Source organism: Paenibacillus sp. NRS-1782 (genome assembly GCF_050467685.1).
Lineage (GTDB): Bacteria > Bacillota > Bacilli > Paenibacillales > Paenibacillaceae > Paenibacillus > Paenibacillus terrae_A.
Window position 1 is genome coordinate 1 of sequence record NZ_JBITPH010000062.1, and the last position, 14,917, is coordinate 14,917.

The window sequence follows — 14,917 nt, forward strand, 5'->3', positions numbered from 1 at the left end:
CCGCCGAGCTGGCCGCCCGTGCGCGTGCGCTGCCTGCGGAGGCGCACGCGTTACGCGAGGCGGACGCCGCCGGACAGCAGCGGCGTATTCGCGCAGCCGCCGAGCAAGAGGCGGCTGTCGCAGCGCTGACGCAGGCGCGGAGCAAGCGCGAGGCATGCACCACGCGCAGCGGGGCATTGCGTGCCGAATGGGCGGCGCAGCTGCCGAACGTGGCGCCGGGCGAAGCCGCGGAGCTTTATCGCGCCATGCAGGAGCGCGATACGCGTGCGGAAGAGCTGCGGTCCCGGCTGGAGACGAGCGTGACCTTCCTCGAAGAGAAGGCGGCCCGTGTTCAGCAGATCCAGCAGAGCATCATCGAGGAAGACAAAATCATTATTGCCCGTCGTACCGGACTCCAGAATAAAGATGACTTGCTGCGCGAAAAAATGGTCCAGCTTCGCAAGTGGGTTGGAGAAGACCCTGCGGCTTCCTTGCTGGAAGAAGCGAACTCGCGCCTTCGAGGGCTGAGAAACGGAGCCGAAGCCGCCGCACGCCGCCGCGCTGAAGCGGAGGAACGCAAGCAGCAAGCCGTTCATGCTTCGCTGATTGCCCGGCAGGCATCCGATTCGGCAGAAGAAAGACGGCAGATATCGGAGTCCCGCTGGAGCAGTCGTCTGGAGGCCTCTCCTTTTGCTACCGAAGCAGAGGTCGTGGAATGCTGTCTCGGGCCGGAGGAAGCTGCACGTTATGAACGTGAAGTGAGCCTGCACCGGGAACGTGAAAAGGAGCTGTCCTCCCGTTTAAAGCATGTGGAAGAACAGCTGGATGGAGCAACAGTGACCGAGGAACAGTGGGAAACGGCCGCAGCCCAGCTGCGTGATTGCCGTACACGTGATGAAGAGTCGCTTCAGAATCGTGCCAAGGCTGAGCGTGATTTGGAGGATTTGCAGCATCGGCATGTCCGCTGGATGGAGCTGGAATCCAATCGAACACATTTGCGCAGCGAGGCAGAAAAGATGTCCAAGCTCCAGTCCGTTTTCCGGGGCAACGCTTTCGTGGAATACATTGCCGAGGAGCAGTTAATGCAGGTCAGTCAGTCGGCTTCACGCCGTTTACGTTTTCTGACCAAGCAACGCTACGCGCTAGAGGTAGACTCCAGCGGTGGCTTTGTCATTAGTGACGATGCCAACGGCGGGGTCAAGCGTCCAGTATCCACCTTGTCCGGCGGTGAAACGTTCCTGACCTCCTTGTCGCTCGCACTCGCGCTGTCGGCCCAGATTCAATTGCGCGGCCAATACCCGCTGCAATTTTTCTTTCTGGATGAAGGCTTTGGAACGCTGGACCCTGAACTGCTGGACACGGTGATCACCTCGCTGGAAAAGCTGCATCACGATCAACTGTCGGTCGGCGTGATCAGCCATGTGCCCGAGCTGCGGGCCCGTCTGCCGCGCAAGCTGGTCGTTCTTCCCGCAGAGCAGGCTGGAGGCGGCTCCCGTGTGGTTATGGAAACATTTTGAAGCAACGTGACACAGATCACAGATACAGTTTCAAAGTGTTGTTATAATACAGCTAAGCCGACAAGTTAATCATACAGTACCCCGGCGGACGTATGCTGCGGAAGGAAACTTCCCGTCATACGTCCGTTCAGAGGGGCTCTACCAAGAGCCTCCGGGGTGCTTCTTTTTTTGTTTGCAAGCCGGAATTCGCCCAATTTGATGTAGCACATAGCCCATTTTTGAATAACATACGGTATACATGCAAGAGCCTAGGAGGAAACAACCATGGAAAAAAGTATGACCAACGAAAAAGGGACTGCACCAGAAAAAATGGATGCTAAAATGCTATGTCAACAGCATATGCACCGCTACGTATGCGTATGGGTGAAGGATGGAACGATGTATGATGGAATTGTGGAGCATGTGGATGATGAGAAATTATATTTGGCAGTTCCCGTGGGTGAAGCAGAGAACGTAAATCTCCCTTATCCGCCTAACAATTGCGGCTGCGGTTCCCGTGCTTATGGTGGCTTTGCTTCCTACCCTCCATATCCGTACCCAGCCCCGGTACCCGGCATAGGCTACGGATATGGTTTCCCATATGGACGTCGGCGCTTTAACCGTCTGATCCTGCCGCTTGCTGCGCTGACCGCAATCAGCCTGCTCCCTTATTATTAAACCCCTGTTTTTTAATCGCCATAGTAGGGTCATCATGACACACTTAAGGCTGCTTCTTCCGCTAAGAAGAAACAGCCTCTTTTTTTCTACCTATAACATGCCCTCAGCTATCTCAACAATCTTTCTTTTCCAGCTCACTTCTCTATAAGCGACTATGTTTTAGTAGAGTCTGCACGAAGCGATACTGTCTTTTTCCGGCCCAAATAATTGGTTCCGATCACCCCGGCTATGATCAGTAACGAGCCAATCAGATGGTACACTGTTATTTCTTCGCCAATAAACAAAGCCCCGGCTGCGATAGACACGATGGTCGACAGATTGGTAAATACGCTCATTTTCGACGCTTCTATTTTGGACAAGGCATAATTTGCGGTCAGTGAAGTGATAAGCGAGGCCACCACGCCAAGATATATAATGGACAGTACGAAAGTGCCGTTGCCGGACAATGCGACAAACTGGCTCAGCGTTCCACCTTGAATATGTTTCGTGAGCGATACGACCAGAAATGTAATAAATCCGATGCTCATCATAAAATAACTGATTTCCGCCGGACTAAAATGCTTCGACAGAGAGCGTGCCAAAACGCTGTATCCGGCAAAAGCTACACACGTCAGGAAGAGCATGGAGAGCCCGCCCAAATTGGACAAGTTAAAGCTGCTCCCTTTCATGATAAAGATGAACACAACGCCGAACACAGATAAAAAGATCGACAGCTTCTGTAAAAGGGTCGTTGTTTCTTTTAAAAATAGGGAAGCGATGATCATCGTAACAACGGGTGTGAAGGCATACATAATACCTCCCTCAGCGGAGGTTGCGTGTTGTAATCCAAATGCTTGTAGCGTGAAAAATCCCAACGGGTACATCAAAGCCAGCAGCAGCGCTTTAAATATGGGTTTGCCCCGATAAGATAACTTGATCCACCCCAAGGCCACCGGAATCGACAGAACTATAAAAGAAGCCGCAAACCGATAAGTCAGCGTATCGATGGGATGGGCATGCACCAGGGCCATTTTAGTAAATAAAAACGAAAATCCAATAATTGCAGCATTCAGCACCGCAAAGAAATAAGCCAGTTTTAATCCTTTTGTTTGGGTGTCCATAAGTTGCCTACCTTTCTTTCATGCTTTGGGACCATGTTCGCTAACGTCCTCTCCGATGAACTAAAGGTACAACAATGGACGAGCCTGTGGGATATCAAATTATCATAACTGTATCGGTACAATTTTATAAAATGGGGCATCCTTGTTATTCATAAAGCATGTTAATATCAACCGTATAAAGAAGTAGGAAGTGAAATAAACAGGCAGGAGGATCATTGTGAAAAAATATATTTCAATTCTATCGGATATAGAGCTTAAAATCCGCGAGGGGCAATACAGCTCGGGTCAGAAGCTGTCTTCGATCCGAGATGCTTCAGAGTTGTACGGGTGCAGCAAAAGCACGATTTTGCGGGCATACGCCGAACTTGAAAAAAAACACGCCATCTATTCCATTCCGCAAAGCGGATATTATGTGGTGGAGAACTCCGGCGATTTGCGTCATAGCCGTAGCCAAGGTCATATTCAGGAAACGATTGATTTTGCTTCGGCCTCCCCGGATTTAAACGTATTTCCGTATCTGGACTTTCAGCACTGTCTGAATCAGGCCATTGATACGTACAAATATCATTTGTTCACCTATGGAGATTCGCAAGGACTGGAGACATTGCGTCATACGCTTGTTTCTCACTTGGCCGATAATCAGGTATTTGCAAAAATGGAGCGGATTATCGTCACTTCTGGTGTTCAGCAGGCACTGGAAATCCTTGCTAAAATGCCGTTTCCGAACGGCAAAAAGACGGTTTTGGTAGAACAGCCGAGCTACGATATTTATTTGCGTTTTTTGGAGGGAGAGAGCATACCCGTCAGCACCATCGCCCGAACAGCGGTAGGTATGGATTTGCAGGAATTGGAGCATCAATTTAAGAACGGTAGCATCAAGTTTTTTTACACCATGTCAAGATATCATAATCCCCTTGGAACCTCCTACAACACAGAGGAACGCAAGGCTATAGCCGCATTAGCTGCCAAATACGATGTGTACATCGTAGAGGATGATTACATGGCTGATTTGGGGATCGATCACCTGTTTGATCCTATATATGCGTACGATCAGACAGACCGTGTTATTTATTTAAAAAGCTTCTCGAAAATCATTTTCCCCGGCTTGCGCTTAGGCGTGGCGGTTTTGCCGGAAACCCTGTTAAAGACGTTCAGCGCATACAAAAGATACGTCGACACCTCCATTTTATCTCAAGCCGCACTTGATATTTATATTAAAAATGGAATGTATGAACGCCACAAGCACACGATATGCAGCCTGTATGCGGAACGCATTCGCATTTTAAATCAGGCGGTGGAGCGATACAATCAGGATCGGGTGATTGAAGTGTCGGCTGTTAGCTCGGGAGTGTATATGCAGTTGAAGCTGCCCCGGACAGTGAACATGGAGCGTTTGGTGCAGCGTCTTGCCGTGAGAAAGATAGAGGTGGTATCTGGTAAAGGATTTTACTTATCCGATTACAAGGAACACGAAAAGTTTTTACGCATCAGTATTTCGCGTGCTCAGCCAGATCAAATTGATGAAGGGGTGAAAGCTATTATAGAAGAAGCGGGAAGAGGGAACTGGTATTAAGCCCCTTTTTCCGTTATGATACATATAGAAACATAGGTATAACAAACCATAACTGTATATGTTTAATTCGGTTGTGGGAAATACATAACTTTGAATGCCGATAGCAAAGGTTCTGTACTTTCGAATCTGATGATCGGCTCACTGCCAAAGGAGGGTTTTGAATGGACGATTTGTTTTTGAAAATTGTGGATGGAACCATCCCCAGCAAAAAAGTGCTGGAAACCGACAATGTGCTTGCATTTCATGACATCCAGCCTGCGGCGCCAGTACATGTGCTCATTATTCCGAAGAAATATATTCCTTCAATGAATGCTGTGACGGAAGAGGATCTTCCTCTGATTGCGGAGATTCATCGTGTTGCGGTTGAGGTGGCGAAAAAACTGGGTATCGCTGAATCGGGTTACCGGTTGATTAACAACTGCGGTCCGGATAGCGGGCAAGCGGTTGGACATCTGCATTATCATCTGTTGGGCGGTGCCCCATTGGGTGCCTTGACGGGTATTTCGGACTCACATTCTTAAAAATGACAGTGCTTGTCTTTCAGTAATACGGACGTAATGGAGAAATATGTATCCTTTATTTATTCATTTTTTCTTATAGGTTGACACCCGGTTTCCGTTTCACCTATAATAAAATTTGATGAACCGTGTTATTGCTCTTGGACGGTCTGGTCGGAGGGAGGGAAAACTGGTGTCTGAAACTAAAGTTCGCAAAAACGAGACAATTGATGCTGCACTTCGTCGCTTTAAACGTTCCATTGCTAAGGATGGCGTATTGGCTGAGGTGAAGAAACGCAAGCATTATGAAAAGCCAAGCGTAAAGCGCAAGAAAAAGTCCGAGGCTGCTCGTAAGAGAAAGTTCTAGGAGGATCTAAGCAATCATGAATTTGAGCGAACGATTGAACGAAGATATGAAGCAAGCAATGAAGAGTAAGGACAAGTTCAAACTCTCCACCATTCGAATGGTTCGTTCTACGATTAAAAATCTTGAAATAGATTTGAAACGGGATTTGGACGACAACGAAGTGCTTGATATTCTGAGTCGTGAGATCAAACAGCGAAAAGATGCCCTCCATGAATTCGAAAAAGCCGGTCGTGATGAACTTGCGACAAGCACTAAAGCAGAAATAGAGATCATCGCTCAGTACCTTCCCGAACAACTTTCTGAAGAAGAAATTAAAGTTATTGTACAGCAGACCATCCAGGAAACCGGTGCTTCTTCGAAAGCCGAGATGGGGAAAGTAATGACGGCCTTGATGCCTAAGGTAAAAGGCCGCGCTGACGGTAAGCTCGTGAACCAAGCGGTTCAGCAATTTCTGCAATAAACCTGCGACAAACAGGAAAGCGCAGCACCCTCTGTTTACAGAGGGTGCTGCGCTGGTTTTAGGCTGCTGTTATTATAAATAGTTCTTTTTTTGTAAGCGTTATCTATAATCATTTGAAACGTGATGTCCATCGGGTGCGTAAAGTACATGACAGCCATCAGGATAGCAGCATACTCAAGAATTTCACAATAAATCCTGAAAATTGTATGGTTTACCTGACAAAATTTGATATGCTATAACATAGAAAGATCGAAAGGGGGGAGAGTAATGCATAGAGAACATCACCACTCCAGCCGCAAAATGATCTTTTGGAGCATGTGGATCATGATATCTGTTTTGCTGTTGCCATTATTTCATTCGGGATCAGCGGCGGCCGCTGTGAAAGGCGGTGCTGTGTTTGTTATACCGGTGGATCAGGAAATTGAACAGGGACTGGGCAGCTTTATGGAACGCGGCTTTGCAGAAGCGGCGGAGTCCAAAGCGGGCCTCATTGTGCTGGATGTTAATACGCCAGGCGGACGTGTAGATACGGCGGAAAAGCTGGGCAAGCTGATTAAGGACAGTACGATTCCGACGGTTGCCTATGTAAGAGGCGAAGCGGCCTCTGCGGGGAGCTATATTGCGTTAAGCGCAAACAAAATTGTTATGAAGCCGGGCAGCATCATTGGAGCAGCAGCACTGGTGGACGGCAAAGGGCAAGCTATCACTGACCCAAAAACGGTGGCTTGGTGGAAGAGCAGCATGGCATCTGCTGCAGAATCCGGCGGACGTAACCCGGATATTGCGAGAGGTATGGTAGACTCCAAAATTACTGTAGCTATACCGGAGCTGAACTTTAATAAAGAAAAAGGACAGATCATTTCTTTAACCAGCGAGGAAGCGCTTAAACTGGGCTATGCGGATCACATCGCATCTTCAGAACAAGAAGTTATCCAGTGGATGGGCTATAGCACGGATGATGTATTTCACGTGGAGCGAACATGGGCTGAAAAAGCAGCCGAGATATTGACCAACCCGATTGTACAGACATTGCTTTTATTTATCGGTATCGCAGGTGTTGTCATTGAACTACTCGTACCGGGCTTTGGAGTGCCGGGAATTTTAGGTGTGCTCGGATTTGGTTTGTACTTTTTCGGCAATTATATTGCTGGCTTTGCAGGCTCCGAGACGTGGCTGTTGTTTATCATCGGTCTGGCTTTGCTTATACTTGAAATGTTCATTCCAAGCTTTGGCATTCTGGGTATTTTGGGTTCCATCAGTCTTGTGGCCGGAGTTGTTCGCGCGGCCTACAACATGCAGCATGCTTTTATATCATTGGGTATAGCCTTTGCTGCTGCCGTTGCTGTGGTGGCGATCATAGGGATTGCTTTCAAGGATCGGGGAATATGGAACCGTTTTATACTTAAAGAAAGTTTGACGGCTGACCAAGGCTTTTCTTCAGTAGTGAATCGGGAATTGCTATTGGGACAAAGAGGTGTGAGTCTGACACCGCTTCGTCCAGCAGGAACCGTGCTTATCGCTGACGAACGTGTGGACGTCGTGACGAACGGCGAGTTTATCGCTACGGATATGCCCATTATCGTATCCAAAGTAGAAGGTGGACGCATTGTGGTCAAGACGGACACCAGCGTCTAAAACGCGAAAACAAACGAAGAATTAGATTAATGGAGGATGATGCGAGTGTTCGAATCGGGTATTGTCAGCGTTTTGCTGATTGCCGTTGTAGTGATTATTGTGTTAAGTGTATTTTTCAGTTTTTTCCCGGTGATGCTGTGGATTTCAGCGTTGGCGTCAGGGGTGCGGATTAGCATCATTACACTGGTAGCTATGCGGTTACGTCGTGTAACGCCAAGCCGGATTGTGAATCCGCTGATTAAGGCAACCAAGGCTGGTCTGGGCTTAAATATCAACCAACTGGAAAGTCATTTTCTGGCGGGTGGTAATGTAGACCGAGTGATCAATGCGCTGATTGCTGCGCAGCGGGCCAACATTCCGCTCGAATTTGAACGCGCAGCTGCGATTGACCTTGCGGGTCGGGATGTTCTGCAAGCGGTCCAGATGAGCGTTAATCCGCGTGTCATCGAGACACCTACTGTCGCTGCGGTAGCCAAGGATGGTATCGAAGTGAAGGTTAAGGCTCGTGTTACAGTGCGTGCCAACATTGATCGACTCGTCGGGGGTGCCGGAGAAGAAACGATTATTGCGCGGGTCGGTGAAGGGATCGTTACGACTGTCGGCTCCAGTAATTCGCATAAGGACGTGCTGGAGAACCCGGATTCCATTTCGAGAACGGTACTATCCAAAGGTTTGGATGCTGGGACGGCGTTTGAAATCTTGTCTATTGATATTGCAGACATTGATGTAGGTAAAAACATTGGCGCCTTCCTGCAGACCGAGCAGGCGGAAGCTGATAAACGGATTGCGCAGGCGAAAGCGGAAGAACGGCGTGCAATGGCGGTGGCGCAGGAGCAGGAAATGAAGGCGCGCGTCGTAGAGATGAGAGCGCGTGTGGTTCAATCCGAATCCGAAGTTCCGCTGGCAATGGCTGAGGCGCTGCGTGGCGGAAAGCTTGGCGTTATGGACTATATGAATTTGAAAAACATTGAGGCAGATACGCAAATGCGTGGCTCTTTGGGGAAACCGAATGAAAACTCGGGAAATGACAACAAAAACCGGGACTAACCATAGGATATAGCCGTTAAATTGCGGCAGCAAGGCGGTGAGTTATGAACTTTATCAGCTGGATTTTTGAGCATTTGTATATCCTGATTGTGATCGGCTTTGCGTTGGTGTCTTTTTTGGGCAAAAGCATGAAAAGCACAGAGAGAAAAGCGCCGCCGGGAAAGGGTATGCCTACGTTTGGTGGCGACCACGGCTCTCGCGGACCTTCGTCACCCTCGGGACCTTTCTCTACGGAACACAGGCAGGAGCAGCGCCAGCCGCAAAGACAGGATACTGTCGGAGAATTGCAGCGTCAGTTTCCTGATGAACGGCGTGTAGTTGTGGAAGCTCGGCATATGGATGAACCAATGAATAATTGGACGGAAACAGAGCGGCAGACGGATCGGGATTCCCTCGATAACGGTCCGACTCTGGAGGATCGAATCCGGGTCATGGAAGAAGAGCGTAGATCGGTTTTAGCCCGTCTCGACCGCATATCCAATGCAAGGGAGTCAGGAGAGATTACAGATGCCTCAGAGGGGGCTTCGCAGGAGCGTAGTACAGTAACTGCGGCTGACCTGCGGAGAGGCGTGATCTGGGCAGAAATATTGGGTCCACCGCGTTCCAAGCGTTATATGGGTGGAGGAAGACGTTAAAAAGACATGAGTTGGTATCGTTTTATTTAAGCAGTTTGCATGAATGGTTTAGTCTGCCCCGGCTCTAGCTGGTGCGGACTATTTTTTGTGCTAATACATAGGCTAGTTCAGAATAAAAATCAGTTTAGCGATAGATCCTCTTTTAACCTGATATAAGATGTGATGAACCCTGTAATAGCAAGGGTTTATCACATTTTTTTGTAAGCTGAAATCCTGTCATTATGTCTACCTTAATGATGAATTTTGCTTGTTCAGAAAAAAGAGCATTGATCAGCTGCTTGCTGCAACGCGGGGTGAAAAAGCACTTAAGCATCCAGACTCTTGCTATGCAAAATCAGGGCTACGATGAATTGTTAGTTTCGTTTCATAAATATGGCGGCTGGATCATAAAGTGTACAGTACAGATATCTGTGGCGCTGCTGTAACGACGCCCATATCTAAGCGGCATCGGCAATTTATAAAAAAGCATCGTAGTTGCCATGAAAACGACTAAGATTATGATCTACTGGATGAACATAACAGAAAATGAAAATCAGCAGCGTAGCTGCCATAAAAGCAATGATTAGCCGTTGGGTAACAATTGTTTTTATGACAGGAAAGGAGATTCCCTCGTATGAGCCGGATGAGCCGCAAACTGCGAAAGTGGGCCAGTGAGACGCTGGAACTTCCGCAGGACATTCTATTTGACCTGCCGAGGTTAACTCTCATTGGCAGCCGCCAGCTTTATGTGGAGAATCACCGGGGCGTCGTGGACTTCACGCCAGATCGGCTTGTACTTGCGCTTGCGCAGGGCAGGCTGCGGGTGATGGGGCATGGGCTTGTTATTACGTCTATTGTGCCTGAGCAGGTAAGTGTGGAAGGACACATTACGGATATCCAATTGGTAGGAACGGAGGAGGGCTCATGAAACATCCCGCTTTAACAAAGTTGCGTGGCACGGTTACCCTTGCTGTCAAGGGCGAGAGCGTGGAAGCTTTCATTAATCTGCTCACTGAGCATCAAATACCTGTTTGGAACGTGCGGCCGATGGGTACAAAACATGCAGAAATGAACCTTCTGCTCCCGCACGTCTTCCTGCTTCGTCCGCTTTTGAGAAGGACAGGCTGCAAGATGCATATTTTGAAGCGACAGGGAATTCCCTTTACCGTTGCGCGACTTGCCAAACGCAAATTTTTTCTGGTTGGACTGGCTGTATTCTGGGTAGGTCTGTTCCTGATGTCTTCGCTCATCTGGGACGTTGAAGTAAAGGGAAATGATAAGCTCTCAACAGAAGCTGTACTCAAGGCTGCCCGTCAGGAGGGGCTGTATCCTTTCCAATGGAGCTTCCGTGTTTCCAGTCAGGACAAGCTTTCGCGTGCGCTCATGCAGAAGCTCCCTGAGGCGTCCTGGATCGGTGTGGAGAAACAGGGCACCTCGGTGACGATTCAGGTCGTTGAGGCCTCACAGCCAACTCCTGAGCCGCTCTACAATCCACGTCATCTCATCAGCAAGGCAGATGCGGTAGTCACTGAAATTTTTGCCGAGCAGGGTCGTCCTGTCGTGCATAAAAATACACGTGTCAAAAAAGGAGCCATTCTTATCTCGGGAACGCTCGGAGATGAGGAGAATCAGCAGCAGGTTGTAGCCAAGGGGGAGATTAAGGGCCTCGTGTGGCATGAGTACGAAATCAGCAGTCCGACGGTGCGACGCAGCAGCACATATACTGGAAACCATCACGAACGCCTGTATCTGGTGCTGGGCAACCGCGCGGTGCAGCTATGGGGATATGGAAAAATCCCTTTTTCCACGCATAAAACCACAGTTGAGCATGACCCGCTGATGTGGCGCTCCTTCCGTCTTCCAGTCGGTTGGATGACCGAAAACGTGAGGGAGACAAAGATACATGAGGATAAGCTTACAGAAACGGAAGCCCAAAATAGGGGAATAGAAGGGGCGCGAGCCGATATTTTAGCCAAATACGGTAGAGGAACGAAAATAATGAGCCAAAAAATTTTGCATGAGAAGAGAGAGAATGGTAAAGTTTATATGAAAGTGCTTTTTGAAGTGGAACAGAATATTGCGGAAGAACTTCCGCTAGTTCATAACCAAGGAGAATGAGGCTATTTGGCAGAACAACAACGCAGCATACAAATTGCATTGAACAATGCGGGAGAAGGACAGGCGCTGTTCGGCCCGCAGGATTCCTTTTTAAAATTGATTGAAGCGGCTGTTCCTGCAAAAATGGATTCCCGTGAGGCGGAAATCAATATTTTTGGCAACGCCCATGAGGTGGAAGTACTCGAACAATTATTCGATGTACTACTTCAGTTAATTCGTAATGGATATATCCTGACCGAAAGAGACGTCCATTATGCGATTGAGTTGGCAAAAGATTTACGCGCCGATCAATTGCTTGATCTGTTCAAGGGAGAAATCACGACCACCTTCCGAGGCAAGCCGATCCGTGTCAAAACAATTGGACAAAAGCACTATGTAACCACGATAAAAAAACGTGATATCGTATTTGGAATTGGCCCGGCGGGTACGGGAAAAACGTATTTGGCCGTGGTACTGGCCGTAGCAGCCCTGAAGGAAGGTTCGGTCAAGCGTATTGTATTAACCCGTCCTGCGGTAGAAGCAGGCGAGAATCTAGGCTTTTTGCCAGGGGATTTGCAGGAAAAGGTTGATCCGTATCTGCGCCCGTTGTATGATGCGTTGTACGATGTTATGGGACCGGAGCAGACAGCAAAGGCACTGGAGCGCGGGTTGATTGAAATCGCGCCGCTGGCCTATATGCGGGGACGTACGCTGGATGATTCGTTCATTATTTTGGATGAAGCGCAAAACACCACGCCGGAGCAAATGAAAATGTTTTTGACCCGACTTGGCTTTGGCTCCAAAATGGTCATCACTGGTGATGTTACGCAAATTGATTTGCCTCGTGGCAAAAAATCCGGTCTGATTGAAGCAAATGCGATTTTACAGGGAATTGAGGAAATAGGCTTCGTACATTTTGCACAAGAGGATGTTGTCCGTCACTCCCTGGTTCAGAAAATCATCGTGGCTTACGACCAGGTTGCCGAAAATCAGGGATAAGCCTTCATATCACGGATGTGAAGCTATCAGAAGTATGAAAATAAGCAGCGTAGCTGTCTTGAAAAAGATGATGGAGAGGGATTGTTTCAGATGACCTCGAAGGAATTGTCTAAGGGCAAAACGTTCCAGCATAGAATGAGCGGATGGAAGTATAGCGTGGCAACACGCTATCTTCTGTTTTTATTTTTAGTGGTTCTTTTTTACATCGGTTTAGCCTCAAAGCTGCTTCCCGAGCGCTATGACATTCGGGTAAACCAGCCAAGTGAAAAGGAAATTGTTGCTCCGATGCAACTTCCCAACAGCAAAGCGACGTTAAAGGCTCAGGAAGAGTCTGCCGAACGGGTACAGCCCATGTATACGATTGTACCGATTCGCAACGATAACCTGATTACTGGTATTTTGGACCGAATTGAACGACTCAATCAGGATGACCAGGTTTCCAGATCTGATAAAATTTCCATTTACAAAGACGAGATTCCTCAGCGTGCGCGGGAATTTGTGCAAAATTTTGTGAACAATAGCCGTAATGCCGATGCCTATCCGGAAAAGCTATTGGACGAAGTGCTGAAAAAAACAAAAGAGCAAACTTACCGCATTCCGGAGGAAACCTTTATCAAAATTCCGCGTCTCACGTCTGAGGATATTGCAGAGATGCGGCCGGTTGCTCGTGAAATCGTGACCGGATTGATGAACGATCAGATTACAGATGCACAAACAGCCCGGGCCAAGGTGGCCGAGCGGGTCAGTACGAGTACGCTTACCAAGCGCACCTCTCGTGAAGTCGTTCAGGAGCTTGCAAGGCTTGTGATTACGGCCAACAAGTTTTATGATGATACAGCTACGAAGGACGCTAGGGTACAGGCCCGTGAAGATACACCGACAGTCTACATCAAACAGGGTGAAGTGCTCGTCAAGAAAGGCGAGATTATTACCCAGGAAATCTACACTTTACTGGATGAAAACGAGCTTCTAAAGGATAAGATCAACTATTGGCCGCAATTTGGCCTGTTGATGCTGTCTGCGATGCTGGCCTTGGGACTGTTTATGTATATTCGCCAGTTCCAATCACGAACACGCCGTTTCAAGTATAACAATGCACAGTTGCTCATGCTGGTGTTGATTTTTGTGATCACGGTAGGCGCAATGATGTTAACCGCCATATTGCAGGACAGTGAACGGTCTTATCTCGGCTATCTGGCGCCGATCGCGCTTGGAGCCATGCTCGTAACGTTGTTACTCGATATGTCGCTGGCCTTCGTTTGTGCCGTTATATTCAGTATATTGGCAAGTGTCATTTTGAATGTCCGACAAGGACAAATTTTTGATTTTAACTTCGGATTTTTTGCCCTTGTGGTTTGTCTTGCGTCGATTTTCTCGACGCATCGAGCCAGTCAGCGTTCAACGCTGTTCAAAGGAGCGATTATGGTATGCTTGTTCGGCGCCGTGTCGGTCTTCACTCTGGCTCTGATCGACCAAAGCAACTGGACTCAAACGACGACGCTCTATGCGGTAGCTTTTGCTTTTGCGGGCGGTTTGATTACAGCAGTACTTGTTATTGGTCTAATGCCATTTTTTGAGTCTACCTTTGGCATTTTGTCAGCGTTGAAGCTGGTTGAGCTGTCTAACCCGAATCATCCGCTTCTGCGCAAGCTGCTTACAGAGACGCCGGGTACGTATCACCACAGCGTAATGGTAGGTAATCTGTCAGAGGCAGCAGCGGAGGCTATAGGTGCTAACGGCTTGTTGTGCCGTGTCGGTTCGTATTATCATGACATCGGTAAAACAAAGCGGCCTTCATACTTCATTGAAAATCAGAACGGTATGGATAATCCGCATGATACGATAGAGCCGAAGCTAAGTAAGTCCATCATTATTGCCCATGCCCGTGATGGTGTGGAAATGCAATTGGATTACAAGCTACCCAAGCCGATTCGCGATATTGCCGAGCAGCATCACGGAACGACATTTCTGCACTATTTTTATCATAAGGCGCTGCGTGAGGCGGAAGAACAGGGCGTAGAGCCGGACTTTACCGAGGATGATTTTCGCTATCCTGGGCCAAAAGCCCAGTCTAAGGAGGCTGCTGTAATCGGGATTGCTGATAGTGTGGAAGCAGCCGTCCGTTCCCTGCGGAAACCAACAGTGGATCAGGTGGAGTCGATGATTGAAAAAATTATTAAAAGTCGTCTTGATGATCACCAATTCAACGATTGTGAGCTAACGATGCGGGAGCTTGATATTGTTGCTCGAACTCTTAAAGAAACCGTGATGGGAACTTTCCATTCCCGTATTGAGTATCCCGAAGAAAGACCAAAGCCTGAGAACGGGAAAGCGTAACATCATAGGCTTGTGCATGAAGTGTGGCGGAGCATTAG

At 48.3% G+C, this 14,917-nt stretch carries 14 protein-coding genes; 13 read left to right on the forward strand and 1 reads right to left on the reverse strand.

What is annotated here, in order from left to right; translation table 11 throughout:
- Positions 1-1,496 (forward strand): SbcC/MukB-like Walker B domain-containing protein (locus tag ACIFQM_RS22575; RefSeq protein ID WP_430066160.1); only part of this gene is annotated, 1,496 nt, incomplete at its 5' end.
- A gap of 264 nt (positions 1,497-1,760) precedes the next feature.
- The gene (locus ACIFQM_RS22580) at positions 1,761-2,153 is read left to right on the forward strand and encodes a hypothetical protein (RefSeq protein WP_342414922.1); all 393 of its coding nucleotides are present in this window, start codon (positions 1,761-1,763) and stop codon (positions 2,151-2,153) included.
- A gap of 152 nt (positions 2,154-2,305) precedes the next feature.
- Here ACIFQM_RS22580 and ACIFQM_RS22585 read toward each other — a convergent pair whose 3' ends face one another.
- Positions 2,306-3,253: a DMT family transporter gene (locus ACIFQM_RS22585; protein WP_430041237.1), complete on the reverse strand. Its 948-nt coding sequence runs from the start codon at positions 3,251-3,253 to the stop codon at positions 2,306-2,308.
- Between the two features lie 217 nt (positions 3,254-3,470).
- Between ACIFQM_RS22585 and ACIFQM_RS22590 the strand changes: the two genes are divergently transcribed.
- The 11 genes from ACIFQM_RS22590 to ACIFQM_RS22640 all read left to right on the forward strand — a co-directional run bounded on the left by ACIFQM_RS22590 (position 3,471) and on the right by ACIFQM_RS22640 (position 14,879).
- Positions 3,471-4,826 (forward strand): PLP-dependent aminotransferase family protein, encoded by a 1,356-nt coding sequence (locus tag ACIFQM_RS22590; RefSeq protein WP_430066162.1) that lies wholly within the window; start codon positions 3,471-3,473, stop codon positions 4,824-4,826.
- A 161-nt stretch (positions 4,827-4,987) separates the two neighbouring features.
- Entirely contained in the window at positions 4,988-5,347 is a 360-nt protein-coding gene (locus tag ACIFQM_RS22595) for a histidine triad nucleotide-binding protein (RefSeq protein ID WP_014282498.1), read from the forward strand.
- 169 nt (positions 5,348-5,516) lie between these two features.
- Entirely contained in the window at positions 5,517-5,690 is a 174-nt protein-coding gene (gene rpsU / locus ACIFQM_RS22600) for a 30S ribosomal protein S21 (protein ID WP_005547957.1), read from the forward strand.
- Between the two features lie 16 nt (positions 5,691-5,706).
- A complete protein-coding gene (locus ACIFQM_RS22605; protein ID WP_013311146.1) occupies positions 5,707-6,150 on the forward strand; it encodes a GatB/YqeY domain-containing protein in 444 nt (147 codons plus the stop codon).
- Positions 6,151-6,417: 267 nt separating this feature from the next.
- A complete protein-coding gene (locus ACIFQM_RS22610) occupies positions 6,418-7,785 on the forward strand; it encodes an NfeD family protein (protein WP_430041239.1) in 1,368 nt (455 codons plus the stop codon).
- 45 nt (positions 7,786-7,830) lie between these two features.
- Positions 7,831-8,832, forward strand: coding sequence for a flotillin-like protein FloA (floA, locus tag ACIFQM_RS22615; protein WP_430041240.1), 1,002 nt, complete (start codon positions 7,831-7,833; stop codon positions 8,830-8,832).
- A 44-nt stretch (positions 8,833-8,876) separates the two neighbouring features.
- Positions 8,877-9,467, forward strand: coding sequence for a hypothetical protein (locus ACIFQM_RS22620; RefSeq protein ID WP_430041241.1), 591 nt, complete (start codon positions 8,877-8,879; stop codon positions 9,465-9,467).
- A gap of 613 nt (positions 9,468-10,080) precedes the next feature.
- Positions 10,081-10,374: a sporulation protein YqfC gene (gene yqfC / locus ACIFQM_RS22625; protein WP_430047611.1), complete on the forward strand. Its 294-nt coding sequence runs from the start codon at positions 10,081-10,083 to the stop codon at positions 10,372-10,374.
- Complete coding sequence (yqfD, locus tag ACIFQM_RS22630) at positions 10,371-11,564, forward strand: sporulation protein YqfD (RefSeq protein ID WP_430041243.1); 1,194 nt, start codon at positions 10,371-10,373, stop codon at positions 11,562-11,564. The genes yqfC and yqfD overlap by 4 nt, the downstream gene beginning before the upstream one ends.
- A gap of 6 nt (positions 11,565-11,570) precedes the next feature.
- Entirely contained in the window at positions 11,571-12,542 is a 972-nt protein-coding gene (locus ACIFQM_RS22635; protein ID WP_014282491.1) for a PhoH family protein, read from the forward strand.
- A 90-nt stretch (positions 12,543-12,632) separates the two neighbouring features.
- Positions 12,633-14,879: an HD family phosphohydrolase gene (locus ACIFQM_RS22640; RefSeq protein ID WP_430041244.1), complete on the forward strand. Its 2,247-nt coding sequence runs from the start codon at positions 12,633-12,635 to the stop codon at positions 14,877-14,879.
- Positions 14,880-14,917 lie beyond the last annotated feature (38 nt).